The sequence below is a fragment of the Phenylobacterium sp. genome (assembly GCF_041920015.1).
Lineage (GTDB): Bacteria > Pseudomonadota > Alphaproteobacteria > Caulobacterales > Caulobacteraceae > Phenylobacterium.
The window spans coordinates 14,014-36,044 of record NZ_JAYRST010000014.1 but is presented as its reverse complement, the minus strand read 5'-3'; the positions used below and the strand labels follow the sequence as shown (position 1 = coordinate 36,044).

General features: G+C 69.7%; 28 protein-coding genes. 8 read left to right on the top strand and 20 right to left on the bottom strand.

Annotated elements, in window-relative coordinates:
- Window positions 1-9 precede the first annotated feature (9 nt).
- From ACE3TL_RS04910 to ilvD, 5 genes are all read right to left on the bottom strand, one after another.
- On the bottom strand, window positions 10-852 hold the full coding sequence (locus ACE3TL_RS04910; RefSeq protein WP_374577607.1) for an energy transducer TonB: 843 nt from the start codon (window positions 850-852) through the stop codon (window positions 10-12).
- A gap of 7 nt (window positions 853-859) precedes the next feature.
- Complete coding sequence (locus ACE3TL_RS04905) at window positions 860-1,336, bottom strand: ExbD/TolR family protein (protein ID WP_374577606.1); 477 nt, start codon at window positions 1,334-1,336, stop codon at window positions 860-862.
- A gap of 3 nt (window positions 1,337-1,339) precedes the next feature.
- Entirely contained in the window at window positions 1,340-2,041 is a 702-nt protein-coding gene (tolQ, locus tag ACE3TL_RS04900) for a protein TolQ (protein ID WP_374577604.1), read from the bottom strand.
- Between the two features lie 129 nt (window positions 2,042-2,170).
- Window positions 2,171-2,614 carry a tol-pal system-associated acyl-CoA thioesterase gene (gene ybgC / locus ACE3TL_RS04895; RefSeq protein WP_374321887.1) on the bottom strand — a complete coding sequence of 148 codons (444 nt, stop codon included), beginning with the start codon at window positions 2,612-2,614 and terminating at the stop codon, window positions 2,171-2,173.
- A gap of 193 nt (window positions 2,615-2,807) precedes the next feature.
- A complete protein-coding gene (ilvD, locus tag ACE3TL_RS04890; protein WP_374577603.1) occupies window positions 2,808-4,655 on the bottom strand; it encodes a dihydroxy-acid dehydratase in 1,848 nt (615 codons plus the stop codon).
- Window positions 4,656-4,760: 105 nt separating this feature from the next.
- Between ilvD and ACE3TL_RS04885 the strand changes: the two genes are divergently transcribed.
- Entirely contained in the window at window positions 4,761-5,663 is a 903-nt protein-coding gene (locus tag ACE3TL_RS04885) for a LysR family transcriptional regulator (RefSeq protein ID WP_374577602.1), read from the top strand.
- Window positions 5,664-5,708: 45 nt separating this feature from the next.
- Here the strand turns inward: ACE3TL_RS04885 and ruvB are convergent, their stop codons facing one another.
- Genes ruvB through ruvC form a run of 3 tightly spaced genes read right to left on the bottom strand, consistent with a single transcriptional unit; the run spans window position 5,709 to window position 7,860 of the window.
- A complete protein-coding gene (ruvB, locus tag ACE3TL_RS04880) occupies window positions 5,709-6,746 on the bottom strand; it encodes a Holliday junction branch migration DNA helicase RuvB (RefSeq protein WP_374577601.1) in 1,038 nt (345 codons plus the stop codon).
- Window positions 6,743-7,360 carry a Holliday junction branch migration protein RuvA gene (ruvA, locus tag ACE3TL_RS04875; protein WP_374577600.1) on the bottom strand — a complete coding sequence of 206 codons (618 nt, stop codon included), beginning with the start codon at window positions 7,358-7,360 and terminating at the stop codon, window positions 6,743-6,745. The genes ruvB and ruvA overlap by 4 nt, the downstream gene beginning before the upstream one ends.
- Window positions 7,357-7,860, bottom strand: coding sequence for a crossover junction endodeoxyribonuclease RuvC (ruvC, locus tag ACE3TL_RS04870; RefSeq protein ID WP_374577599.1), 504 nt, complete (start codon window positions 7,858-7,860; stop codon window positions 7,357-7,359). Before ruvC ends, ruvA begins: the two co-directional genes overlap by 4 nt.
- A 119-nt stretch (window positions 7,861-7,979) precedes the next feature.
- On the opposite strand from ruvC, the gene ACE3TL_RS04865 reads away from it, so the two are divergent.
- Window positions 7,980-8,180, top strand: coding sequence for a hypothetical protein (locus ACE3TL_RS04865; RefSeq protein WP_374577598.1), 201 nt, complete (start codon window positions 7,980-7,982; stop codon window positions 8,178-8,180).
- Here the strand turns inward: ACE3TL_RS04865 and ACE3TL_RS04860 are convergent.
- Genes ACE3TL_RS04860 through ACE3TL_RS04850 form a run of 3 tightly spaced genes read right to left on the bottom strand, consistent with a single transcriptional unit; the run spans window position 8,177 to window position 10,173 of the window.
- The gene (locus ACE3TL_RS04860) at window positions 8,177-8,968 is read right to left on the bottom strand and encodes a site-2 protease family protein (RefSeq protein WP_374577597.1); all 792 of its coding nucleotides are present in this window, start codon (window positions 8,966-8,968) and stop codon (window positions 8,177-8,179) included. The two genes, ACE3TL_RS04865 and ACE3TL_RS04860, sit on opposite strands and share 4 nt — an antisense overlap.
- Complete coding sequence (locus ACE3TL_RS04855; RefSeq protein ID WP_374577596.1) at window positions 8,965-9,666, bottom strand: hypothetical protein; 702 nt, start codon at window positions 9,664-9,666, stop codon at window positions 8,965-8,967. The genes ACE3TL_RS04860 and ACE3TL_RS04855 overlap by 4 nt, the downstream gene beginning before the upstream one ends.
- A 27-nt stretch (window positions 9,667-9,693) precedes the next feature.
- The gene (locus tag ACE3TL_RS04850) at window positions 9,694-10,173 is read right to left on the bottom strand and encodes a hypothetical protein (RefSeq protein ID WP_374577595.1); all 480 of its coding nucleotides are present in this window, start codon (window positions 10,171-10,173) and stop codon (window positions 9,694-9,696) included.
- 68 nt (window positions 10,174-10,241) lie between these two features.
- On the opposite strand from ACE3TL_RS04850, the gene ACE3TL_RS04845 reads away from it, so the two are divergent.
- Window positions 10,242-10,673 carry a PaaI family thioesterase gene (locus ACE3TL_RS04845; protein WP_374577594.1) on the top strand — a complete coding sequence of 144 codons (432 nt, stop codon included), beginning with the start codon at window positions 10,242-10,244 and terminating at the stop codon, window positions 10,671-10,673.
- Window positions 10,674-10,694: 21 nt separating this feature from the next.
- The gene (locus tag ACE3TL_RS04840) at window positions 10,695-11,234 is read left to right on the top strand and encodes an AAA family ATPase (RefSeq protein WP_374577593.1); all 540 of its coding nucleotides are present in this window, start codon (window positions 10,695-10,697) and stop codon (window positions 11,232-11,234) included.
- A 51-nt stretch (window positions 11,235-11,285) separates the two neighbouring features.
- Here ACE3TL_RS04840 and ACE3TL_RS04835 read toward each other — a convergent pair whose 3' ends face one another.
- The 3 genes from ACE3TL_RS04835 to ACE3TL_RS04825 all read right to left on the bottom strand — a co-directional run bounded on the left by ACE3TL_RS04835 (window position 11,286) and on the right by ACE3TL_RS04825 (window position 13,534).
- Complete coding sequence (locus ACE3TL_RS04835) at window positions 11,286-11,897, bottom strand: PEPxxWA-CTERM sorting domain-containing protein (RefSeq protein WP_374577592.1); 612 nt, start codon at window positions 11,895-11,897, stop codon at window positions 11,286-11,288.
- Window positions 11,898-12,056: 159 nt separating this feature from the next.
- Entirely contained in the window at window positions 12,057-12,755 is a 699-nt protein-coding gene (locus ACE3TL_RS04830; RefSeq protein ID WP_374577591.1) for an MgtC/SapB family protein, read from the bottom strand.
- Between the two features lie 35 nt (window positions 12,756-12,790).
- Complete coding sequence (locus ACE3TL_RS04825) at window positions 12,791-13,534, bottom strand: YebC/PmpR family DNA-binding transcriptional regulator (RefSeq protein WP_374577590.1); 744 nt, start codon at window positions 13,532-13,534, stop codon at window positions 12,791-12,793.
- A gap of 117 nt (window positions 13,535-13,651) precedes the next feature.
- Here ACE3TL_RS04825 and ACE3TL_RS04820 point away from each other — a divergent pair, with 117 nt between their 5' ends.
- On the top strand, window positions 13,652-13,870 hold the full coding sequence (locus ACE3TL_RS04820; protein WP_374577589.1) for a hypothetical protein: 219 nt from the start codon (window positions 13,652-13,654) through the stop codon (window positions 13,868-13,870).
- On the opposite strand, the gene ACE3TL_RS04815 is transcribed toward ACE3TL_RS04820, so the two are convergent.
- The 5 genes from ACE3TL_RS04815 to ACE3TL_RS04795 all read right to left on the bottom strand — a co-directional run bounded on the left by ACE3TL_RS04815 (window position 13,824) and on the right by ACE3TL_RS04795 (window position 17,745).
- Window positions 13,824-14,411 carry a histidine phosphatase family protein gene (locus tag ACE3TL_RS04815; protein WP_374577588.1) on the bottom strand — a complete coding sequence of 196 codons (588 nt, stop codon included), beginning with the start codon at window positions 14,409-14,411 and terminating at the stop codon, window positions 13,824-13,826. The two genes, ACE3TL_RS04820 and ACE3TL_RS04815, sit on opposite strands and share 47 nt — an antisense overlap.
- Window positions 14,408-14,995 (bottom strand): histidine phosphatase family protein, encoded by a 588-nt coding sequence (locus tag ACE3TL_RS04810; RefSeq protein WP_374577587.1) that lies wholly within the window; start codon window positions 14,993-14,995, stop codon window positions 14,408-14,410. The genes ACE3TL_RS04815 and ACE3TL_RS04810 overlap by 4 nt, the downstream gene beginning before the upstream one ends.
- A complete protein-coding gene (locus ACE3TL_RS04805) occupies window positions 14,992-15,777 on the bottom strand; it encodes an SDR family NAD(P)-dependent oxidoreductase (RefSeq protein ID WP_374577586.1) in 786 nt (261 codons plus the stop codon). The genes ACE3TL_RS04810 and ACE3TL_RS04805 overlap by 4 nt, the downstream gene beginning before the upstream one ends.
- 21 nt (window positions 15,778-15,798) lie before the next feature.
- Entirely contained in the window at window positions 15,799-16,632 is an 834-nt protein-coding gene (locus ACE3TL_RS04800; protein ID WP_374577585.1) for an alpha/beta fold hydrolase, read from the bottom strand.
- A gap of 150 nt (window positions 16,633-16,782) precedes the next feature.
- A complete protein-coding gene (locus ACE3TL_RS04795) occupies window positions 16,783-17,745 on the bottom strand; it encodes a zinc-binding alcohol dehydrogenase family protein (protein WP_374577584.1) in 963 nt (320 codons plus the stop codon).
- A gap of 128 nt (window positions 17,746-17,873) precedes the next feature.
- Between ACE3TL_RS04795 and ACE3TL_RS04790 the strand changes: the two genes are divergently transcribed.
- From ACE3TL_RS04790 to ACE3TL_RS04780, 3 genes are all read left to right on the top strand, one after another.
- On the top strand, window positions 17,874-18,107 hold the full coding sequence (locus ACE3TL_RS04790) for an antitoxin (protein WP_374577583.1): 234 nt from the start codon (window positions 17,874-17,876) through the stop codon (window positions 18,105-18,107).
- On the top strand, window positions 18,108-18,506 hold the full coding sequence (locus ACE3TL_RS04785) for a type II toxin-antitoxin system VapC family toxin (protein ID WP_374577582.1): 399 nt from the start codon (window positions 18,108-18,110) through the stop codon (window positions 18,504-18,506).
- Between the two features lie 80 nt (window positions 18,507-18,586).
- Complete coding sequence (locus ACE3TL_RS04780) at window positions 18,587-20,284, top strand: hypothetical protein (protein WP_374577581.1); 1,698 nt, start codon at window positions 18,587-18,589, stop codon at window positions 20,282-20,284.
- Between the two features lie 504 nt (window positions 20,285-20,788).
- On the opposite strand, the gene ACE3TL_RS04775 is transcribed toward ACE3TL_RS04780, so the two are convergent.
- Window positions 20,789-21,952 (bottom strand): DegT/DnrJ/EryC1/StrS family aminotransferase, encoded by a 1,164-nt coding sequence (locus tag ACE3TL_RS04775; protein WP_374577580.1) that lies wholly within the window; start codon window positions 21,950-21,952, stop codon window positions 20,789-20,791.
- Window positions 21,953-22,031: the final 79 nt, after the last annotated feature.

Below are 22,031 nucleotides of genomic sequence, written 5' to 3'. Positions count from 1 at the left end.
TCTCCTTGGTCACGAACAGGCCTCGCTTGTCTTGAAGTTCAAGTCGAAGCGCTGGCCATAGAGGTTGCGGGGCAGGCGGGTGAAGGGCGCGGCGGCGTAGACGGCGCGGATGGCGCGCTCGGCTGCGGCCTTCACGACCGGATCGGAGGAATGCTCGGCGCCGCGGGCGTCGACCTGGCCGACCACCTGGCCGCCGGCGCCCAGGGTGAAGGACACCTTCAGCCGCACGTCGCGGCCGCCTTCGACCTCGCAATTGGGATTCCAGCGCTTCTGGATCTCGTCGCTCATGCCGGCGATGGCCGAGGCGGCCTGGCCCGAGCCGAGGTCGGGGCGGGCCTCCGGCGCCGTGGCCTGGCGGGCGGGGCCCTTGGCGGCGGAGGAGCGCTGGCTGCTCTTGGCGACGCTGGCGGCCAGGGCGTCGAGGTCGAGGCTCTTCTCGGCCTTGGGCGCGGGCTTGGCCGGGGCCGGCTTGGCGGGAGCCGCGGGAGCAGGCGTGGGCTTGGCGGCGGGCTTGGGCGTCGGTGTCGGCGCGGGTTTCGGCGGCGTGGGCGCAGGTTTGGGGGCCGGCTGGGGCTGGGGCGTCGGCGGGGCGGGCGCGGGGGGGGGGGCGGCCGGCGGGGCGGGCGCCTCGGGGACCGGTTCCTCGGTCTGGGCGAGCTGGTCCTGCGGGCCCTGCTCGGCCGGGGCGAGGTCGGTGACCGGGGCGTTGGCGACGATGTTGATCGGCACGGCCGAGCCGAGCGGCAACTGGCGGCCCCACGGCCAGGAGATCAGGGCGGCCGCGATCACCCCGGCGTGCAGCAGCGCCGAGGCGAGCATGGGACCGGAGAATTCGGACCGCGCGCGAGCCATCGAGCCCTCAGCGCGGCTCGCCGCCCGAGGACGGTCCGCCGGTGTCGGTGATGAGGTTGATGGTGGTGAAGCCCGAGGTCGACAGCGCGGCCATCACCTGGGCGACGATGGCGTAGGAGGCGCGGCCGTCGGCGCGGACGTAGATCGGCCGCTTGGCGTCGTCGCCGGCCATGGCGCGCAGGCGCGGGGCGAGGCTGGAGAACGGGGTGGCGTCCTCCTGGATGAACAGCGAGCCGTCGGCGCGGATGGAGACGGTCAGAGGCTCGTTCTGGTCCTCCATGGCGCCGGCCTCGGTCTTGGGCAGTTCGACCTCAACGCCGCTGGTCAGCAGCGGGGCCGAGACCATGAAGATGATCAGCAGCACCAGCATCACATCGACCAGCGGCGTGACGTTGATCTCCGACAGGGCGCCGCGCGAGCGGCGGCCGCGGCGCCGGCGCGATCCGCCCGGCGCGGCGAAGGCGTCGTGGGAGGAGAGCGCCATCGGTCAGCCCCGTTCGGCCAGGCGGCGCTGGATCGCGGTCGACAGGTCGTCGGCGAAGCCTTCGAGGCGGCCGGCGTAGCGCCCGGCGTCGGTCGAGAACTTGTTGTAGGCGATATAGGCGGGGATAGCGGCCATCAGGCCGATGGCGGTGGCGAACAGCGCCTCGGCGATCGAGGGGGCGACGACGGCGAGGTTGGTCGACTTTTCGACGGCGATCGACTGAAAGGCCTTCATGATGCCCCAGACGGTGCCGAACAGGCCCACGAACGGCGAGGCGGTGGCGACGATGGCCAGCGAGCCGAGGCCGTTCTCCACGCGGGCGCTTTCGCGGGCGATGGTGGTGTCCAGGGTTCGGTCGATGCGCTGGATCAGCATGGCCACCTGGCTTTCGCTCATGGCGCCGCGGTTGCGGGCGTCGCGCCATTCCTTGAGCGCGCCCTGGAGCATGCGGGGCAGGGCGGCGACGGGGCGCTCGCCAGCCTCGGCGGCGATGTCCTCCAGCGGGCGGCCGGTGGAGACCTGGTCCTCGAAGGCGCCGGCCTCCCGGTTCAGCCGGGTCAGGCGCAGGGTCTTTTCGATGATGACGGTCCAGGACCACAGCGAGGCCAGGATCAGCCCGATCATGACCCCTTTGACCACCCAGTCGGCGCGGATGAACAGGTTGACGAAGCTGAAGCTGTCGGCGGTGATCGCGGCGGGGTCCATGCGCTCCTGAGGCTCCGGTCGAGGTTCGAGCGCACGACTTCAAGCCGCGCGCGGTGGCGATCTTAAGGCCGCCGGTTTGGGTTAACCGGCTTCTAACGCGGAAAAGGTGAAGGCGGTTTTACGGAAACCTTACGCGAAGTACGGGCGCAGGGTTTCCAGCATTCCGGCGGGGGGTTTGCGTGGCCGGCCGGCCAGGTCGATGCAGGCGGCCTCGACCTTGGCGGCGCAGACCAGCTCCTCGCCGCGGGTGATTCGTTGCGAGATGAACAGCCGCGGGCCCCTGGCGGCGTCATAGGCGGTGCGCACGACCAGGGCGTCGTCGATGCGCGCGGCGCGCTTGAAGTCGATCTCCATGCGCACGATGGCGAAGGCGGCCGGATCGTCGCGGTCCAGCAGGTCGGCGTGACGGACGCCGGCGACGCGCAGGAAGTCGGATCGTCCGCGCTCGAAATAGCGAACATAGTTGGCGTGGTAGACGACCCCGGTGAAGTCGGTGTCCTCGTAATAGACGCGGACAGGCAGGGCGTGCTCGCGCCCGTCGATGACGCCGGCGCTGGGGATCGGGGTCTGCATGGCGCCAAGATTTAGGGGCGGGACTAGGAAGGGGCCAGCTTCAAATCCGTGTCCTCCCGGTTTGCGAAGCAAGACCGGGACCCATGAACACCGGATGGAGCAGGAGGCGACTGGACGGCGCCTCATTCTTTAAGACAAGGCGCGAATGGGTCCCGGTCTTCGGCTGCGCCGAAACCGGGATGACACCTAGTGGCTATTCGACCTGGCTGACGTCGCGCACCGCGCCGCGGGCGGCGTTGGTGGTGAGGGCGGCGTAGGCGCGCAGGGCGGGGGAGACGACGCGCTTGCGCTCGGCCGGCTTCCAGGCGGCAGCGCCCTTGGCCTCCATCGCCGCACGGCGCTCGGCCAGGGCGGCGTCGGGGATGTCGAGCCGGATGATCCGCTGCGGGATGTCGATGACGATGGGATCGCCGTCCTCGACCAGGCCGATCACCCCGCCCTCGGCCGCTTCGGGCGAGACGTGGCCGATGGACAGGCCCGAGGTGCCGCCCGAGAAGCGGCCGTCGGTGATGAGCGCGCAGGCTTTGCCCAGGCCCTTCGATTTCAGGTAGCTGGTCGGATAGAGCATCTCCTGCATGCCCGGCCCGCCCTTGGGGCCTTCGTAGCGAATCACCACCACGTCGCCGGCGACGATCTTGCCGGTCAGGATGGCGCTGACGGCGGCGTCCTGGCTCTCGAAAACGCGCGCCACGCCGTTGAACTTCAGGATCTCCTCGTCGACCCCGGCGGTCTTCACGATGCAGCCATCCTCGGCCAGATTGCCGAACAGCACGGCCAGCCCCCCGTCCTGCGAGAAGGCGTGCCTGGCTTCGCGGATCACGCCGCCTTCGCGGTCGAGGTCGAGGTCGTCCCAGCGGCGGTTCTGGCTGAAGGCGACCTGGGTCGGCACGCCGCCCGGCGCGGCCTTGAAGAAGGTCTGCACCGCCTCGCTGTTGGTGCGCTTGATGTCCCAGCGGTCGAGGGCCTCGCCCATGCTCTTGGCGTGGACGGTGGGCAGGTCGGTGTGCAGCAGGCCGGCGCGGTCGAGCTCGCCCAGTATGGCCATGATGCCGCCGGCGCGGTGGACATCCTCCATGTGCACGTCGGCCTTGGCCGGAGCGACCTTGGACAGGCAAGGCACCTTGCGCGACAGGCGGTCGATGTCGGCCATGGTGAAGTCGACCTGCGCCTCGTGGGCGGCGGCCAGCAGGTGCAGCACGGTGTTGGTCGAGCCGCCCATGGCGATGTCCAGGCTCATGGCGTTCTCGAACGCCGCGAAGGAGGCGACCGAGCGCGGCAGCACCGAGGCGTCGTCCTGCTCGTAATAGCGGCGGGTGATGTCGACGATCAGGTGGCCGGCTTCCAGGAACAGCCGCTCGCGGTCGGCGTGGGTGGCGAGAGTCGAGCCGTTGCCGGGCAGTGACAGGCCCAGCGCCTCGGTCAGGCAGTTCATCGAGTTGGCGGTGAACATGCCCGAGCAGGAACCACAGGTCGGGCAGGCCGAGCGCTCGATCGAGGCGACCTCGGCGTCGGAAATCTTGTCGTCGGCGGCGGCGACCATGGCGTCGACCAGGTCGAGGGCGACCTCCTTGCCCTTCAGGATCACCTTGCCGGCCTCCATCGGGCCGCCGGAGACGAAGACGGTCGGGATATTGATCCGCAGGGCGGCCATCAGCATGCCGGGCGTGATCTTGTCGCAGTTGGAAATGCAGACCATGGCGTCGGCGCAGTGGGCGTTGACCATGTACTCGACGCTGTCGGCGATCAGCTCGCGCGAGGGCAGGCTGTAGAGCATGCCGTCGTGGCCCATGGCGATGCCGTCGTCCACGGCGATGGTGTTGAACTCCTTGGCCACGCCGCCGGCGCGTTCGATCTCGCGCGCGACGAGCTGGCCGAGGTCCTTCAGGTGGACGTGGCCCGGCACGAACTGGGTGAAGGAGTTGACCACCGCGATGATCGGCTTGCCGAAGTCGCCGTCCTTCATCCCTGTGGCGCGCCACAGGCCGCGGGCGCCGGCCATGTTGCGGCCATGGGTGGTGGTGCGGGAGCGATAGGTCGGCATGAGGTCGTTCCTGGAAAGGTCTTGCGCGCGCCTATCCGTAGCCAATGGCGTCTGGTTGGTGAAATATATTAAGCGGTGATTATTAGGTCGTATAAGCATATTAATATGCACGCGCGGCAGCTCCGGCACTTCCTGGCGGTGGCCCAGACCCTGCATTTCGGGCGGGCGGCCGAGCAGCTTTCCATGACCCAGCCGCCGCTCAGCCAGTCGATCATGGCGCTGGAGCGGGAACTGGGCGCGCCGCTGTTCGTGCGCACCAAGCGGCAGGTGGCGCTGACCCCGTTCGGCGCGCAGTGGTTGCCGCATGTGCGGGCGGCCATGGATGGGCTCGGCCGGCTGCCGGAGATCGCTCGCCAGTTGCGCGACGGGGAGACCGGCAAGCTCGAGCTGTCGTTCGTCAGCACCGCCGACTACAGCATCCTGCCGACCCTGGTGCGGCGCTACCTCGCCCTGCATCCTGAGGTGGAGATCACGCTCAGCGAGGCGACCAGCGACGTGCAGATCGCCGCCCTGCTGGAGGGCCAGGGACATGCGGGGATCATCATTCCTCCGCCGGGCGGGTTGCCGGATCGGCTGAGCTATCGGCGACTGCTGGTCGAGCCGCTGGTGGCGGCCGTTCCCGAAAGCTGGGTCGAGGCGGGGCGGCTGGCCCACGACGGCGAACGACTGGCGCCGGGCGCCCTGGTCGGCGCGCCGGGGGTGATCTTCCCACGCCGCTCGACGCCGGCTTTCTACGACCTGGTGATGGAAACCCTGACCGACCTGACCGGCGGCGCACGCATCGTGCAGGAGGCGATCCAGATGCAGACCATCATCGCCCTGGTCTCGGCCGGGATCGGGGTGGCGCTGGTGCCCGCCTCGCTGCGTCACCTGGCGCGGACGGGCGTGCGCTATATGAGCCTGCCGGGCGAGGGGGCCTATCTGGAAAGCGGCCTGGTCTGGCGCGCGGGCGATGCGACCCCGACCCTGCAACGGTTCCTCGACGTGGCGCTGGAGCCGCTGGGCTGAGAACCGCCGTCCTTCGCCGGGATGACCGGGTGACGGCTCTGAGGTCTACTCGTCGAACAGGGTCGGCTGGCCGCCGGGCGTGGGTTGCGGCGGGGGCGTAAGGCCGAGATGGGCGTAGGCCTTGGCGCAGGCGATGCGGCCGCGCGGCGTGCGCTGGATGAAGCCCTGCTGCATCAGGAACGGCTCGATCACGTCCTCGACGGCGTCCCTGGCCTCGGCGATGGCGTAGGCGATGGTCTCCACCCCGACCGGGCCGCCGCCATAGTTGTCGATCATGGCCTGGAGGTAGCGGCGGTCGAGGGCGTCCAAGCCCGCCTGGTCGACATCGAGGCGGGCGAGCGCCTGGGCGGCGGCCTTGGCGTCGATGGTCTCCACCCCGTCGGCGGCGGCGAAATCGCGGACGCGGCGCAGCAGGCGGCCGGCGACGCGGGGCGTGCCGCGCGAGCGGGCGGCGATCTCTCCGGCCCCGCCGGGGGCGAGGGAGAGTCCCAGCTTGGCGGCCGCGCCGCTCAACACCTTGGAAAGCTCGGCGTGGGTGTAGAACTCCAGCCGCAGGGGGATGCCGAACCGGTCGCGCAGGGGCGTGGCCAGCAGGCCGGCGCGGGTGGTGGCGGCGACCAGGGTGAAGGGCGCCAGGTCGATGCGGATCGAGCGGGCGGACGGCCCCTCGCCGATCACCAGGTCGAGGACGTGGTCCTCCATGGCCGGGTAGAGGATCTCCTCGACGTTCGCCGCCAGGCGATGGATCTCGTCGATGAAGAGCACGTCGCGCGGTTCGAGGTTGGTGAGGATGGCCGCCAGGTCGCCGGCCTTGGCCAGCACCGGGCCGCTGGTGGCGCGGAAGTTTACCCCCAGCTCGCGGGCGACGATCTGGGCCAGCGTGGTCTTGCCCAGGCCCGGCGGGCCGAACAGCAGCACGTGGTCCAGGGCCTCGCCGCGGCCCTTGGCCGCCTCGATGAATATCTTGAGGTTCCCCTTGGCCTGCTCCTGGCCGACGAATTCGGCCAGGGTCTGCGGGCGCAGCGCCTTGTCGTGCGGCCCGGCCTCGAAGGGCTGGGCGTCTGGAGAGACGATGCGGGTCACCGTCCCAACTCCTGCAGGCCGGCCTTGATGAGGGCGGGGATGTCGGCGTCGTCGCCGAGGCGCAGGGCGGCCTGTTCGACCACGCGGCGGGCGTTGACCTCGGCGACGCCGAGGCCGAGCAGGGCGGCGACCGCCTCGCCGACATTGCTGGGCGCGGGCGGGGCGGCGGGCGCGTGGACCTGGGCGTGGAAGGCCGCGACCGGGCCTTCGGTGAGCTGCTTGTCCTTCAGTTCGGTGATGAGGCGCAGGGCGAGCTTGGCGCCGACGCCGTTGGCGCGGGCGATGGCGGCCTTGTCCTCGCGCGCCACGGCCGAGACGAGATCGACGGGGGCGAGGACGTCGAGCACGGCCAGCGCCGCCTTGGGCCCGACGCCCTGGATGGTCAGCATGGTGACGAAGGCGCGGCGCTCGTCGCGGCCGAGGAAGCCGTAGAGCTTCAGGCCGTGGGCCTCGGACCACTGGCTTTCGATGTGGAGGACGATCTCCTCGCCCAGCGGCGGCAGGTGGGCCAGGGTGCGCGAGCCGCAGCGCACGACGTAGCCGACCCCGGCCACGTCGATGAGGGCCTCTTCCTCGCCGATCTCGGCGACCAGGCCGCGCAGCCGCCCGATCATGCCGCCGCTCCGATGCGGCGCAGCTTGCGGTGATGGGCGTGGGCGATGGCGACGGCCAGGGCGTCGGCGGCGTCGGCGGTGGTCTTGCCGGCGGTCGGCAGCAGGCGGGCGATCATGAAGCCGACCTGGCCCTTCTCGGCCCCGCCGGTTCCGACGACGGACTTCTTGACCACGGTGGCGGCGTATTCGGCCACCGGCAGGCCGGCGCGGGCGGGCACGATCATCGCCATGGCCCGCGCATGGCCGAGCTTCAGGGCCGAGGCGGCGTTGTTGTTCATGAAGGTCTCCTCCACCGCCGCCTCGTGCGGGGCTTGGGTCTCGACCACCTTGGCGATCTCCTCGAACAGCACCAGCAGGCGCTCGGCGAAGGGCAGGGTCTCCTTCGGGACGATCACCCCATGGGCGACGTGGGCCAGGCGCGCGCCGTCCACCGCGATCACGCCCCAGCCGGTGCGGCGCAGGCCGGGGTCGAGGCCGAGGATGCGGAGGGGGACGGACATGGGAATCGGCGCGTTCGTCATCTGTTCCAAGACTGGCACAGGACGGCGCCAGGGTTAAGCAATGGTTGAAGGAACCGCTCGGCCTCGCGTTGGTTAGGCCCTGCAGAAAGGAGCGGAAGATGGACTATCGGCTTTACGTGTTGAATTCCGACGGCAAATTCGCAGACGTCGAGGAGTGGCGCTGCGCTTCGGACGAGGCGGCGCTGGAGCAGGCGGCCCGCCGCGCGCACGCCTATGGCGCCGAGCTGTGGCAGGGCGAGCGGCGCGTGAGCACCTTCGCCGGCCCGATGAGCCGGCCGGACTCCCATCCCGGAACCTAGCTCCAGAAGCGGAAGGCGTCCCAGCCGGCCTGGATCATCTCGCGCGGGAGGCCCGCGACATCGGTCAGGAACAGCGCCGGCGCGAAGATCAGCAGCGAGGCCTGGGGGATCAGGAAGATCGCCAGGAAGAGGGCCAGGATCGCCAGGCCCTCGAACTTGCGCAGCGGCTGGGCGATGGCGGCGGGCAGGAACGGACGGATGACGCCGTAGCCGTCGAGCCCCGGGACCGGCATCAGATTGAGCACGAAGGCCGTGGCCTGGAGGAAGGCCAGGAAGGCGAGGGCGTCGCACAGCATGCGCGCGCCCGGCGTGTCGAGCGGCGAAAGCGCGACCGCCCAGAGGGCGGCGATCAGCAGCACGAAGACCAGCAGGGTGCCGAGCGGGCCGGCCAGGGAGGCGAGCGCGCGCAGCCCGCGGGTGCGCATCAGATCCTCGCGCAGATAGACCGCTCCGCCCGGAAAGCCGATGCCGCCCAGCACCACCGCCAGGATCGGAATGACGATCGAGACGCCGAGGTCGACGTATTTCAGCGGATCGAGGGTGAGATAGCCCTTGGCGCGGATCGTGTGGTCGCCGGCCTTGTAGGCGACGAAGGCGTGGCCGAACTCGTGGGCCATCACCGCCAGGACCCAGCCCAGCAGGACGAAGACGAAGGTCAGCACGCGGCCCGGCGCCTCGCTTGGCGCGGCGACCAGGGCTGCGCCCGAGACGATCCAGCCCGCCAGCAGCAGGAGGGCGTTGCGGCTGACGCCGGGGCGGGCCTCGCCCGCGGTGGTGGTCGAGGTCATGGGGCGCTCACGGACAGGAAGGCGTGGTCCGGGCCCTTGCGCACCACCAGGTCGGCGAGCGGGCGGGCGTGGACGATATGGTCGTGCAGGGTCTTCAGGTTCACGTCGCGCCAGACCATGCGGGCCAGGGCGTCGGTCTGCTCGCGGTCCATATGCCGGAAGCGGGCGTAGAACGAGGTCGGGTCATGCTCGGCCGCCTCCCAGAGCTCCAGGAAGCGGGCGACGTACCAGCGCTCCAGGTCGGCTTCGTCGGCCTCCAGATAGACCATGGCGTCGAGCAGGGCGGGCGGACCGGTGTCGGGGTGTCGCAGGGTCAGGCCCTCGATCAGCAGGACATCGGGCGGGGCGAGGCGGCGGGCTAGCGCCGGGTCGATGTCGTAGGTGACGTGCGAATAGGCTGGAAACACCGCCGGGCCGCTGCGGATGCCGGTCAGCGCCGTGCGCAGGGCGGCGTGATCGTAGGTGGCCGGCGCGCCCTTGGCGCCCAGCAGGCCCAGGGCTTCCAGCCGGGCGTTGGGCATCAGGAAACCGTCGGTGCAGGCGATCTCCACCGCCGCGCCGTCCTGGGCCAGGCGCTCGGCGAGCTGGGCGGCGAAGGTGCTCTTGCCGACCGCGACCGAGCCGGTGATCCCCAGCAGGAACGGGCCAGCGGCGGGCCGGTGCGGCGCCAGGAGGGCGGCGATGTCGTCGAGGGTCAAGGGCGGGCTCGCTGCGGCGGAGCGCGACTATAGGAGGAGGCCGGGGACCTTGGCGAGGTTGGGCTTGGGAATGGCCGAGGCGAAGGCGCCCTGCGCATTGGCCTTGTCGCGCGCCAGTTCGGCCCAGGCGGCGGAAAAGCCGGTGGGGGCGGCCTTGCTGGGCTGGGCGATGGCGAAGGCCGGCTTGCGGCCGGCCAGGGCGGCGGTGAGTTGGGCCCAGAGGTCGAGGTCGTCGGTTGGCGCAGCCTCGCCCTGGGGCGGGCGGCCGGCGGCGATCAGGGCGGCGGTGCGGGCCACAGCGCCATCGTTCATCTGGATCGAGACGGAGCCGGGCGGCAGGCCCTTCAGCGCCGCGATCAGGGCGGTCAGGGCCATACGCTGGGGCGTGGTGTAGCGCGCGCCGCCGGCCTGGCCGGTCGCCTGGGCGCCCTGGCGGCGGACATAGGCCCAGCCGCCGCATTTGAAGGCCGGGTGGAAGCTGGTCTGAATCCAGATGCAGTCGGTCATGGGAAGGGTTTAGCAGCTTGGGGAATCAGCCGCATGTCTCTGCGCGAAACCACCATGGAGTGTGGAACATGGCCGCGACCAGCAATCATACGAGCGTCGAGAAGCTGAACCAGGCCAACGAGGGCAAGCTGCCCGGTCATCTCGGCCTGGAGATCGTCGAGGTGGCGGACGGCAAGGTGGTGGGGCGTTTCAAGGTCCGGCCGGACCTGGTCGCCCATACCGGCTACCTGCTGGCGGGCGCGGTGCTGTCGGTGGCCGACATCCTCTGCGCCTACGGCGTTTCGACGGCCTGGCCCGAGGGCGCCAACGGCTTCACCACCGCTGAAGTGAAGGCCAACTTCATGGGAACGCTGCGCGAGGGCGAGGCGGTCTGCACCGCGACCCTGCTGCACGGCGGGCGCACCACCCAGGTCTGGGACGCCAAGGTCGAGGATGCGGCCACCGGCAAGCTGATGGCCGCTTTCCGCTGCACCCAGATCATCCTTTATCCGCGGGCCTGAGCCCGTTCGGGGGCGGTGAATATGAGCGGCCGGCTCGTCATCGTCACAGGCCCGCCCGGAGCCGGGAAGAGCACGATTTCGCGCCGGCTGTCTGAGGCGTGGCCTGCCGAGGCCGCGCTCCATATCCATTCCGACGATCTGTGGACCTATTTCACGAAAGGCTGGATTCCGCCGTGGGAGTCCCGATCGGCGGTGCAGAACGCCGTTGTGACCGATGCGATGGCGGCGCAGGCGGCTGTGCTCGCGACGGCCTATCCCGTATTCTTCGATGGCGTGGTCGGGCCCTGGTTTCTCCAGCCGTTTCGCGAGGCGGCTCGGCGTGCGGACGTGGGGCTGGACTATCTGGTCCTGCGGCCATCGCGCGAAACTACGGTGGGCCGAGGGGTGTCGCGCCAAGAGCATCCGATGCGCGACGCCGAAGTCATCGGGCGCATGTGGGACCAGTTCTCGAACTTGGGCGACCTTGAGACGCACGCCTACGACACGTCGAATCTCACGATCGAACAGGCGGTCGCCGGGGCGCTTGAGGCCCTGGCGGTAGGGGACTATCGCCTGGCGTAACGGGGTATGCGCCCGCTCGCCCCGTCCCCTGCCAGGACAAGCGGAACAATCTCAGGCCGCGGCGGCCAGACTGCGACGGCGGTCGGCGCGGATCATCACGCCCACGCCGCCGAACCCGGCGATCATCAGGGCCCAGGTGCTCGGCTCGGGCACGCCGGAGACGAACTTGAAGTTGTCCATCACGAACTGGCGGCCCTTGTCGGTGCAGTCGTTGATGTAGGTTTCGAAGGTCAGCTTGTCGACGCCGGCCCAGTCGGCCTGGAAGAGCTGCGGGCCCTTGGTGTTGAGCGTCAGGGTCTGCTTGTACTTCTGCACGCCGTCGGCGAGGCCGACGATGGTCAGCTTCAGCCCGTCGATCCAGGCGGCGGTGAAATAGGCGCTCTCGAAGGTGAAGGTGCCGGTGGCCACCGAGACCGAGCTCTGCTTCAGGCCATAGTCGTTGAAGGCGACGTTCTTCGGCGAGACCACGCCCTTGCCGTAGCCCGTATTGCCGAGCCCCACCTTCTTGGGAGCGACGGTGCTGATGTTGGTCCAGTCGAAGCCCTCGTAGTGACCGAGCGACTGAACGGCGTGGCCGCGGTCGTCGAAGGTGATGACATCCGCGCAGGCCGGGCCCGCCAGGGTAGCCGCGCAGAGCGCCATGGCCGCCAGAATCGCTTTCATCGCCGATCCCCATACTCGCCGCGCCGCGCGCGGAGCTTCGCTACAGATGCCGCAACTTGGGCCACGGGATCGGTCGCCGCCAAGCACATTCGCCCGGTTTGCGGGAACTGGCTCGTCCCACTCGCCTATTGGGAGAAATCGAGCGGCGCCGCGCCGCGGCTATTCGTGGCGCGGGGCGATGTCGAAGGCGACGATGCGAGGGTCCGAGCCCAGGCGGTCGGCCAGCGCCTGGCCGTCGATGCGGCGGCGGCTGCGGAACGTCGCCGAGAGCTCCGTGGTCCCATCGGGCGTGCGGCGGTGAGTCATCACGTCGGGAACCAGGCCCAGGGCGCCGAGCTGGGCGGTCAGTTCGGCTTGGCTCGCAGCCTGGGCGCCGTAGCTCACGGAGATATCGACATGCCGCTGGCGGGGCAGGCGCTCCTCGACAAGGCGCAGGCCCGCCAGCACGAAGAGGGCGGTCAGGGCGCCGCCGACCGCCAGGCCGAACATGCCGACCCCGTAGAGCATGCCGAGCGCGGCGGTCGTCCACAGCGAGGCGGCGCTGGTCAGCCCACGGACGGAAAAGCCTTCGCGGAAGATCACCCCGCCGCAGAGAAAGCCGATGCCGGTCAGGACGCCGTGCGCCATGCGCGCCGGGTCGATGCGCAGGACGCCCGGCGGGATGTCGGCCATCCAGCGCACCTGATGGACCGCCGCCAGCATCAACAGGGTCGAGGCCAGGCTGAGCAGGATATGGGTGCGCATGCCGGCGGCGCGGCCGCGATGCTCGCGCTCGAAGCCGATCAGGCCGCCGGTGATCACGCTGCCCAGGATCGGGAGCGTGTAGTGCGGCCACCACCATTCCATGACGCCGTGCATGGCCCCAGCCATAGCACGTCCGCTGGGAAACGGGGTTAGGCGTACTTCTCCATGTCTTCATCGGAGACGTCGTAGTCGCCGTAGACGTTCTGGACGTCGTCGTCGTCGTCGAGGGCGTCGATCAGCTTCATCAAGGTGGCGACCGCATCGCCGGTGACGGCGGTGGTGTTCTTCGGGCGCCAGACGATCTTGCTGGACTTCGGCTCGCCCAACGCGCCCTCCAGCGCCGTCGCAACCTCGGCGAAGTCCTCGAAGGCGGTGTAGACGACGTGGCTTTCCTCGTCGGACTCGACGTCCTGGGCGCCGGCCTCGATGGCCGCTTCCATGACCGCGTCTTCGGAGCCGACGGAGGCGGGATAGGTCAGCTCGCCCATGCGGTCGAACTGGAACGTCACCGAGCCGGAGGCGCCGAGGTTGCCGCCGTTCTTGGCGAAGATGCTCCGGATGTTCGAGGCCGCGCGGTTGCGATTGTCGGTCAGGCCCTCGACGATGAGGTTGACGCCGCCGGGGCCGAAGCCCTCGTAGCGCACTTCCTCGTAGTTCTCGCCGTCGCCGCCGGCGCCCTTCTTGACGGCCCGCTCGATGTTGTCCTTGGGCATCGACTCGGCCTTGGCGTTGGCGATGGCCAGGCGCAGGCGGGGGTTCATCGCCGGGTCGGGCATGCCCGACTTGGCGGCGACGGTGATTTCACGCGACAGCTTGGAGAACAGTTTGGACCGCGCCGCGTCCGCGCGGCCCTTGCGGTGCATGATGTTCTTGAACTTGGAATGTCCAGCCATGGGTCTCTCTGAAAGTTCAGTGGGCGGCTTCTAGCGCCCCGCGCGTCCGAACGCCAGCGGCCAGGAACCTCGGCCCGATGAAGGGGTTAGGCCTGCGCAGACGTGGGAGCGCAGGCGATGAGCGACTATCTCGACGACAGGCTGGACGATGAGCCGAGCGGTTCGGTGGTGCGCTGGATGGACCGCCCGCCGATGCATCTGAGCCCTGCGGCGTTGTCTGGAGCGGTGGCCGGGGCGTTCGTCCTGGGCTTGGCCGCGGCGGTCGGGCTGATGGCGCTAACCAGCCGGTTCACGGTTGGGCAGGTTCACAATCGAACCTCTCGACGGCTCCGCTAGCCAGGCGGAACACGGCGTCCTGGGGCACGTCCTGCGCCCAGGTCTCCTCGCGGCTCAGGCCCAGATAGGCGCCGCGCACCACGCGCCCCGCTCCGCCGTGGCTGACCACGATCACCTTGCGCTCCGGTTCCGGCGGCAGGTCGGCCAGCCAGTCGGAGACGCGGGCTTCGACCGCCTCGACGCCTTCGCCGCCCGGCGCTGCGAACTGCCAGCCGCCGCGCCCGAAGGTGTCGGGATGCTCGGCGGCGAGTTCGTCGCGCAGCCGCCCGTCCCACTGTCCGAACGACACCTCGATGACCCGGCGGTCGGTTTCAATCGGCAGGCCGAGGGCTTCGCCGACCAGGCCGGCGGTGGCCTGCGCCCGGCCGAGCGGGCTTGCGACAAGGCGCCAACCGTCAGGTTTTCCGATCAGGCCCCGCAGCAACCTGCCGATGGCGGCGCCCTGGGCGCGGCCGAGGTCGGTCAGCGGCGAGTCCAGCCATCCCTGCATCCGACGCTCGGCGTTGAACTGAGTCTGGCCGTGACGGACGAGGTAGATCATGCGGCGACCGGCGCGCAGGCGAGGCGGTCGACCGCGCCCCCCGTCAGCCGGAAGATCGCGTCCTGGGGCGTGTCCTGGGCCATGGTCGCCTCGCGCGAGAGGCCCAGATAGGCGCCGCGCATCAGCACGCCGGCGATGCCGTGGCTGACGGCGATGACCTTGCGCTCGCCCTCGGGCGGCAGGGCCGCGAGCCAGGGGCGGACCCGGGCGTCGACATCCTCGAACCGCTCGCCGTCGGGGCTGGCGAACACCCATTCGCGGCCGGCGAAGGCTTGCGGGTGTTCGGCGCGCAGGTCGGCGTACATCCGATTCTCCCACGCGCCGCAGCCGACCTCGATCAGGGCTGGGTCGATGGCGACCGGCAGGCCCAGGGCGCGCCCGACGATGGCCGCCGACTGACGGGTGCGGCGCAGGGGGCTGGCGAGGATGCGCCAGCCCGAGAGGTCGTCGATTTCGTCGTGCAGCACCTGGGCCATCGCCTCGACCTGAGCCATGCCCAGCGAGGTGAGCTGGGAGTCGGTCTGGCCCTGCATGCGGCCGTCGCGGTTGTAGTCGGTCTGGCCGTGACGCAGCAGGTAGATCATTTCTTGCGCCGCACGACCGGGTGCGAGGACGAGAGGCCGCCGTCGACCACGATGGCCTGGCCGTTGACGTAGGAGGCTTCGTCGCTGGCCAGGAACAGGGCCGCGTTGGCGATTTCGATGGGCACGCCGCCGCGGGTCAGCGGGTTGAGCTGGCCGATCTTGTCTTCGTTGCCGCGCGCGCGGGCGCCCTCGAAGATCGGCTTGGTCATGCCGGTCTCGATCAGGCCAGGGCAGATGGCGTTGACCCGCACGCCGGTCCCGTAGAACTCGTTGGCCGAGGTCTGGGCGAGGCTGACGACCCCGGCCTTAGACGCCGAATAGGGCGAGCCGCCCGCGCCCGAGCGGATGCCGGCCACCGAGGCGGTGCAGATGATCGAGCCCTCGCCGGCCGGGATCATCACCCGCGAGGCGTGCTTCACCAGTAGGAAGGCTCCGATCAGATTGACGCGCAGGATCTCGGCCCAGAAGGCGCCGTCCTGCTCGTCGAAGGTCGTCCAGCCGCCGGAAATCCCGGCGTTGGCCCAGGCGACGTCGAGGCCGCCGTATTCGGCCACGGCCTTGGCGACCAGGCTTTCGACGAAGGCTTCGTCGCCGGCGTCGCCGGTCGCGGCCACCACCTTGCCGCCGGCCTGGCGGACCAGGTCGGCGGTTTCGTTCACGCTGTCCATCTTGTCGGCGATGACCAGGTTCGCGCCCTCCTGTGCGAACAGGATCGCGCTGGCGCGGCCGATGCCGGAGCCGGCGCCGGTGATGATCGCGGTCTTGCCGGAAAGACGTCCCATGGGGGTTCCTCTTGGTTGGGTTCAGGCGCGCGCGGCGGCGGCCAGGATGGCGTCGATGAAGGTGTCGTAGAGGCCGGGCGGCACGTCATGGCCCATGCCGGCCACGACGCGCAGTTCTGCGCCGGGAATGGCCGCGGCGGTAGCCTCGCCCCCGACCAGCGGGACCAGCGGATCGTCGGCGCCGTGCAGCACCACGGCCGGCACGGAGAGCTTGGAGAGTCGTTCGGTGCGGTCGCCGTCGCCGCGGATGGCGCCCATCTGCCGGACCGTGCCGGTCGGGTTGTAGGCGCGGGCGTGCTCGTCGATCGCGCGCTGGCGCAGGGCGCCTTCCGGCCACGGATAGGCGGGGCTGCCGATCACCAGGGCGTTCTTGACCTGGAAGTCGAGGAAGGCCTCGTAATCGGCGGCCGGATCGGGCGCGGCGGCGGTCAGGACCGCGCCGGCCTCCGGCGTCGGGTCGAGGGTGCCGGGCGCGCCGGTGGCCGACATGATCGAGGTCATCGAGAGCACGCGGCCCGGATGCTCGATCGCGACGGCCTGGGTGATCATGCCGCCCATGGAGACCCCGGCTATGTGGGCCTTGTCCACGCCGGCCGCATCCAGCACCGCCATGGCGTCGGCGGCCATGTCCGAGAGGCTGTAGCGCTCGCCCGGCTGGAACCAGGTGGAAAGTCCGGTGTCGCGGTTGTCGAACCGGATCACGCGATAGCCGCGGGCGGCGAGCTGTTCGCAGAACGGCGCGGGCCAGCGGGTCATCTGCGAGCCGAGGCCGTTGATCAGCAGGATCGTCGGGGCGGACGTGTCGCCGAAGGATTCGTATTCGATCTCGACGGCGCCGTTCTTCGCGCGGGGCATGGGCGGTCTCCATTCAGATCCTCCCCCGCTGGGGGAGGTGGCGTTCGGCGCGAAGCGGCGAACGACGGAGGGGGCGACGGCCGATGGACCGAAGTCCCCCTCAGTCAGCTTTGCTGACAGCTCCCCCAGAGGGGGAGAATCGGCGGGACTTTACGGAACCAGCACCACGCGGCCGACGGCGGCGCGGCTTTCGATATAGGCGTGGGCGCCGGCGGCGTCGGAGAGCGGGAAGACCTTGTCGACCAGGACTTCCAGCTCGCCGCGAGCGGCTTCCTCGATCAGGCGCTGGATGTTGTCGTGAACGCGGTCGGTCATGATCTCGGCGCCCAGGAAGACGCCGCGGAGTTGGCGGTTGCCGCCCATCATGGTCCCGACATCGACCACCATCGGCTCACGGCCCGCAGCGCCGACCATGGAGACGCGGCCGCGATAGGCGAGCGCGTTGATCGAGCCCTGCAGGGTCGGGCCGCCGACCGAGTCGACCACCACGTCGGCGCCCTTCTTGTCGGTCAGGCGCATGACCTCCTTCACGACGTCCTCGCGGGCGTAGTTGATGCCGTGGTCGAGGCCTAGCGGCTTCAGGCGCTCCAGCCGCTCGTCCGACGAAGCGGTGGCCAGGACCGTCGCGCCCGCGCGCTTGGCGAGCTGGATGGCCGCGACCCCGACGCCCGAGGCGCCGGCCTGGACCAGCACGGTCTCCCCGGCCTTCAGGCGGCCAGCCTCGAACAGGCAGTCGTCGGCGGTGCCGAAGGTGACCGGGATGGCGGCGGCCTTCTTCACGTCGTAGCCGTCGGGAATGACCCAGCAGTTGCGGGCCGGGACGGAGCGCAGCTCGGCATGGCTGCCCCAGTTGTTCACCGTGGCGACCTTCTGGCCGATCTTGAGGTGCGTGACCTGTTCGCCCACGGCGACGATCTCGCCGGCGGCCTGGTAGCCGACGATGTGCGGATTGGTCATCAGCGGCCCGCGCCAGCGGTTGAGCGTGTCCCCGCCCTCGATGGCGATGGCCTCGACCTTGATGATGACCCCCTTGGGGTGCAGGTCCGGATCGGGGAAGTCCTCGTATTTCAGGACTTCGGGGCCGCCGTTCTCGTAATAGACCGCCGCCTTCATGGGCTTCCTCCAAATGGCTTAAACAATTGTTTGAGGACGCTAACGGGGGGGCGCGAACGACGCAAGGGAAGGCTTCGGCGTCTTGGCATATGTCTTGGCATATGCCTTGGCATATGCTATATAGCGGCATGACCCTTCATCGGCGCGTCAAGCTGTTCAAGAACGGCCGCAACCAGGCCGTCCGCATCCCTCGCGAGTTCGAGTTGCCGGGCGAGGACGCCATCATGCACAAGGAAGGCGACCGGTTGGTGATCGAGCCGGCCTCGCCGCGTTCGCTGCTGGCGGTGCTGGCCGAACTTTCGCCGCTGGATGAGGACTTCCCGCCGATCGACGATCCGCCGCCGCGGCCGGTAGAGCTCTAGATGCGGCGCCTGCTCGATACGAACATCGTCTCGGACCTGGTCCGCAATCCGCAAGGGCGCGCTGCGCAGCAGATCGTGCAGGTCGGGGAGGCCGGCGTCTGCACCAGTGTGATCGTGGCCGCGGAGCTGCGCTATGGCGCAGCCAAGAAGGGTTCCGAGCGCTTGTCGATCCAACTGGAGCGCGTGCTTGGAGCTCTGGAGGTTCTGCCGTTCGAAGGGCCGGCCGATCGCATCTATGGCGAGCTCCGCGCCCGGCTGGAGAGCGCAGGGACGCCGATCGGCGGCAACGACATGCTGATAGCAGCCCATGCGCTTGCGGCGGACTGCTGCATCGTCACCGACAACGAGCGGGAGTTCTCGCGGGTCTTCGGGCTGACGGTGGTGAACTGGCTGCGCTGAGCGCGGCTGACTCCTTGCAGCGGCGGGTGGACTGAAGTCCCATCGTACAGATTCGGGACGGGCGAGAGCAGTGGGGCGCGATGGCCGGTCAGTTACGGGAGAGCGCGCGGCCGCCGGGCGATGCGCGCCTGGTGGTCGAGACCATGTATCAGGTCGCGGCCGACCCGGAGGCTTGGGAACAGCTCGTCCAGGTGCTGGACGACGACGGGCAGGAGCCGACGCCCGAACTGGTGCGCGATCTGGCGCTGAGCGAGGATATCGCCCGCCTGACCCAGCGGCGGGACGAGGGGCCCAATGCGGCGCGCCGGCCAGACCTGGGCTGGGTGCTGCTGTCGCCGGGCCGCAAGGCGCTGGCCTGGAACGGGGCGGCGGCGGAAATCCTGGGCGGCATGGGCGAACTGGCCGAGGGCCGGGCCATCGCCTTCGACGACCCGGCCAATGACGAGGCCCTGGCCCAGGCGTGTGCGCGGACGCAGCGGCAGGCCGGGCAGGTGATCGTCAAGCTCGACCGCGACGACGAGGAAGGACCGGCCTTCGCCTATCTGACGCGCGGGGGCGCCCTGGCGGGCGTGGCCGGCGCGGACCTTCCCGACAGCCTGGACGCAGAGGCCGGCCTGGCGCTGGTGTTTCCGGCCGCCAGCGTGACGAACAGCCTGTGGGCCTCGATCCGGGAAAGTTTCGGCCTGACGCCGGCTGAGGTCCGCCTGGCGCGCAAGCTGCGCGACGGCCGCACCCTGCAGGATGCGGCGGCCGAGCTGGCCGTGAGCGTCAATACGGTGCGCAACCAGCTCCGCGCGATCTTCGACAAGATGGGCCTGAAACGACAGAGCGACCTGATCCGCGCCCTGACGGAGTTGTCGAGCCTGGCCGGGCTGATCGACGGCCAGGAACGCGCGCGGGCGCAGGAGCTGGAGTTGCTGCAGGCGCCGCCGCTGAAGTTCGTCACTCTGAGCGACGGGCGCCGGCTGGCCTATCGCGAATACGGCGATCCCTTGGGCCAGCCGCTGCTGGCCTTTCACGAGGGGCTGGGCTCCAGCCTGCTGCCGCCGGGCAGCGACCGGATCGGGCGTGAGCTGGGCCTGAGGATCGTCTGCGCCGAGCGGCCGGGGTTCGGGCAGTCGGACCCGCGCGAGGACTACAGTTTCGAAGGCGTGGCCGCCGACATGGTCGAGCTGTGCGACCAGATCGGCCTGGAGCGGGTGCGGATCGGCGGGGTGCTGTCGGGCGCGCCCTCGGCGATCCAGACGGCGATCGCCCTGGGCGATCGGGCGGTGAAGGTGCAGCTCTATTCCGGACGCCCGCCGCGTGCGCCGGAGTTCACCCCCGGCAATCCGCTGGTGATGTTCCGCCGGGGGATCGAGGAGAACGCATGGGTGCTGGAGAGCTTCTTCGCGATCCTGCGCATGCGGCTGTCGACGGCCATGCTGGAGCGGATCGTGCGGCGCTCCAGCGTCCATTCGCCGGGCGACCTGGACTATCTGGACAGCCATCCCGAGACCTCGACCTTCCTGACGGCCTATATCGGCGAGGCCCTGGCGCGGTCGAGCCGCGGGCCCGCCGATGAGATCCGCGCCTTCCGCCGGGCGCGGAACATGGATATCGGCGCCCTGCGCGCGCCGCTGATCGTCTGGCACGGCGAGCAGGATCATTTCGCGCCGCTGGCGCCGCTGCTGGCCTTCCTGGGCGACAGGGCCAGCGAGGTGCACGTGATGCCGGATATCGGGCACATGATGATGCTGAAGCACTGGCGCAGCCTGCTGGCCGATGCGGCGGCCTGACCTTCCAAGCCCCGACGCGCCATAGTGCATTTGTGTCATGCGCGGCCGCCATCCGTCGTGGCAACCTTCTCTCATCGGATGCGATTTGTCGGGTGGGACAAATGACCATGGAAACGGGATCGAGACGGGCGGGGAGCGTCGGCGCACTGTCGTCGCCGGGCCTCGTCGCCGTCTCCAATGCAAAGAGTCCGGCCGCTTCGCTCCGGGCTCGAGGATCCGCCGCCAAAGCCCCACCCAGCAGAGGCGGCGGATCCACTCTCTCTTTCGAGGGTAAGAGCATTTTCCGCCGAAGTGGCGGCCGGTTCGGCGCAGAAAATGCTCTAAATTCAAAGAGTCTTGAGCGTTATCCGTGTCTATCGAAACGGATAACGCTCTAGGCTACTAGCGGGAGCCGGGCAGCTCGGAACCCCGGCGTACTGGTCGATCTCGGGGGAGTTCCGACCAGACCTCTAGGAGAAGCGGACGCGGGTCCCTGGGGGAGCCGCGTCCGTATTCTTTTGAGCCTCAGGCGTTGCGGCCGGCGAAGGCGCGGATGGCGGCGATGATCGCATCCTGGTCTTCCGGCGTCAGATAGGGGTGCATCGGCAGGCTCATGACCTTGCCGGCCTTGGCGTCGGTGACCGGCAGGCCGCCCGGCGCCGGATAGGCCGAATAGACGTCCTGGCGGTGGATCGGGATCGGGTAGTAGACGGCGGTCGGGATTTCGTGGCCCTTCAGGTGGGCGATCAGGCCGTCGCGGTCGTCGGTTTCGATGGTGTACTGCGCCCAGACGCTGACCCCGCCCTCGATCACCTTCGGGGTGACGACCACATCGGAGAGGCCGGCGGCGTAGCGGGCCGCGACGCGGTTACGGGCCTCGATCTCGTCGGCGAAGATCGACAGCTTCTGTAGCAGGACCGCGGCCTGGATCGTGTCCATGCGGCTGTTCATGCCGATGCGCAGGTTGAGGTACTTCGGATCGTGATCGAAGGTCTTGCCTTCGAGATCGGACTTCACCGCCTGGCCGTGGACGCGCAGGGAGACGAGGATGTCGTGCAGGCGCGCGTCCTTGCACAGCACCGCGCCCCCGTCGCCATAGCAGCCCAGCGGCTTGGCCGGGAAGAAGCTGGTGGTGGCGACGTCGGCCCAGTGGATCGGGTGCTGGCCGTTCAAGGTGCAGCCGAAGCCCTGGGCGCTGTCGGCGATGAGCTTCAGGCCGTGCTTCCTGGCCACCGCGGTGATGGCCGGATAGTCGGCCGGCTGGCCGAAGAGGTCGACGGCGATCACCGCCTTGGGGGTGAGCCGCCCCTCGGCCTTCACCGCTTCGATGGCGCGGTCCAGGGCGGCGGGGTCGAGGTTGTAGGTATCCTCCAGGATGTCCACGAACACTGGCGAGGCGCCGACCAGGGGCATGACTTCGGCGGTCGCAGCGAAGGTGAAGGAGGGACAGAAGACCGCATCGCCCGGCCCGATCCCCCAGGCCATCAGCGGCAGTTGCAGCGCCTCGGTGCCCGAGCCGCAGGAAAGCACGAAGGGCGCCTGGCCGAACTCGCCCAGCGCCGTCTCGAACTGGGCGATCTCCGGACCCATGACATAGGCGCCCGAGCGGACGACCTTGAGGATGGCGTCTTCCAGCGGCTGGCCCAGGCGGGCGCGTTGGCTCTGCAGGTCGATGAACGGAATCGGCATGGGAACATCCGGCGATACGAAGCGGGGCGCTTCATGGCATGCGCCGCGAGCCTAGGCCAAACACGCTTGTTTTCGGAAG

Bases quoted from the DNA above. Each gene is read 5' to 3' on its own strand.
- ACE3TL_RS04910 (WP_374577607.1), bottom strand. From the start codon at position 852: ATGGCTCGCGCGCGGTCCGAATTCTCCGGTCCCATGCTCGCCTCGGCG.
- ACE3TL_RS04905 (WP_374577606.1), bottom strand. From the start codon at position 1,336: ATGGCGCTCTCCTCCCACGACGCCTTCGCCGCGCCGGGCGGATCGCGC.
- tolQ (WP_374577604.1), bottom strand. From the start codon at position 2,041: ATGGACCCCGCCGCGATCACCGCCGACAGCTTCAGCTTCGTCAACCTG.
- ybgC (WP_374321887.1), bottom strand. From the start codon at position 2,614: ATGCAGACCCCGATCCCCAGCGCCGGCGTCATCGACGGGCGCGAGCAC.
- ilvD (WP_374577603.1), bottom strand. From the start codon at position 4,655: ATGCCGACCTATCGCTCCCGCACCACCACCCATGGCCGCAACATGGCC.
- ACE3TL_RS04885 (WP_374577602.1), top strand. From the start codon at position 4,761: ATGCACGCGCGGCAGCTCCGGCACTTCCTGGCGGTGGCCCAGACCCTG.
- ruvA (WP_374577600.1), bottom strand. From the start codon at position 7,360: ATGATCGGGCGGCTGCGCGGCCTGGTCGCCGAGATCGGCGAGGAAGAG.
- ruvC (WP_374577599.1), bottom strand. From the start codon at position 7,860: ATGTCCGTCCCCCTCCGCATCCTCGGCCTCGACCCCGGCCTGCGCCGC.
- ACE3TL_RS04865 (WP_374577598.1), top strand. From the start codon at position 7,980: ATGGACTATCGGCTTTACGTGTTGAATTCCGACGGCAAATTCGCAGAC.
- ACE3TL_RS04860 (WP_374577597.1), bottom strand. From the start codon at position 8,968: ATGACCTCGACCACCACCGCGGGCGAGGCCCGCCCCGGCGTCAGCCGC.
- ACE3TL_RS04850 (WP_374577595.1), bottom strand. From the start codon at position 10,173: ATGACCGACTGCATCTGGATTCAGACCAGCTTCCACCCGGCCTTCAAA.
- ACE3TL_RS04845 (WP_374577594.1), top strand. From the start codon at position 10,242: ATGGCCGCGACCAGCAATCATACGAGCGTCGAGAAGCTGAACCAGGCC.
- ACE3TL_RS04840 (WP_374577593.1), top strand. From the start codon at position 10,695: ATGAGCGGCCGGCTCGTCATCGTCACAGGCCCGCCCGGAGCCGGGAAG.
- ACE3TL_RS04835 (WP_374577592.1), bottom strand. From the start codon at position 11,897: ATGAAAGCGATTCTGGCGGCCATGGCGCTCTGCGCGGCTACCCTGGCG.
- ACE3TL_RS04830 (WP_374577591.1), bottom strand. From the start codon at position 12,755: ATGCACGGCGTCATGGAATGGTGGTGGCCGCACTACACGCTCCCGATC.
- ACE3TL_RS04825 (WP_374577590.1), bottom strand. From the start codon at position 13,534: ATGGCTGGACATTCCAAGTTCAAGAACATCATGCACCGCAAGGGCCGC.
- ACE3TL_RS04820 (WP_374577589.1), top strand. From the start codon at position 13,652: ATGAGCGACTATCTCGACGACAGGCTGGACGATGAGCCGAGCGGTTCG.
- ACE3TL_RS04815 (WP_374577588.1), bottom strand. From the start codon at position 14,411: ATGATCTACCTCGTCCGTCACGGCCAGACTCAGTTCAACGCCGAGCGT.
- ACE3TL_RS04810 (WP_374577587.1), bottom strand. From the start codon at position 14,995: ATGATCTACCTGCTGCGTCACGGCCAGACCGACTACAACCGCGACGGC.
- ACE3TL_RS04805 (WP_374577586.1), bottom strand. From the start codon at position 15,777: ATGGGACGTCTTTCCGGCAAGACCGCGATCATCACCGGCGCCGGCTCC.
- ACE3TL_RS04800 (WP_374577585.1), bottom strand. From the start codon at position 16,632: ATGCCCCGCGCGAAGAACGGCGCCGTCGAGATCGAATACGAATCCTTC.
- ACE3TL_RS04795 (WP_374577584.1), bottom strand. From the start codon at position 17,745: ATGAAGGCGGCGGTCTATTACGAGAACGGCGGCCCCGAAGTCCTGAAA.
- ACE3TL_RS04790 (WP_374577583.1), top strand. From the start codon at position 17,874: ATGACCCTTCATCGGCGCGTCAAGCTGTTCAAGAACGGCCGCAACCAG.
- ACE3TL_RS04785 (WP_374577582.1), top strand. From the start codon at position 18,108: ATGCGGCGCCTGCTCGATACGAACATCGTCTCGGACCTGGTCCGCAAT.
- ACE3TL_RS04780 (WP_374577581.1), top strand. From the start codon at position 18,587: ATGGCCGGTCAGTTACGGGAGAGCGCGCGGCCGCCGGGCGATGCGCGC.
- ACE3TL_RS04775 (WP_374577580.1), bottom strand. From the start codon at position 21,952: ATGCCGATTCCGTTCATCGACCTGCAGAGCCAACGCGCCCGCCTGGGC.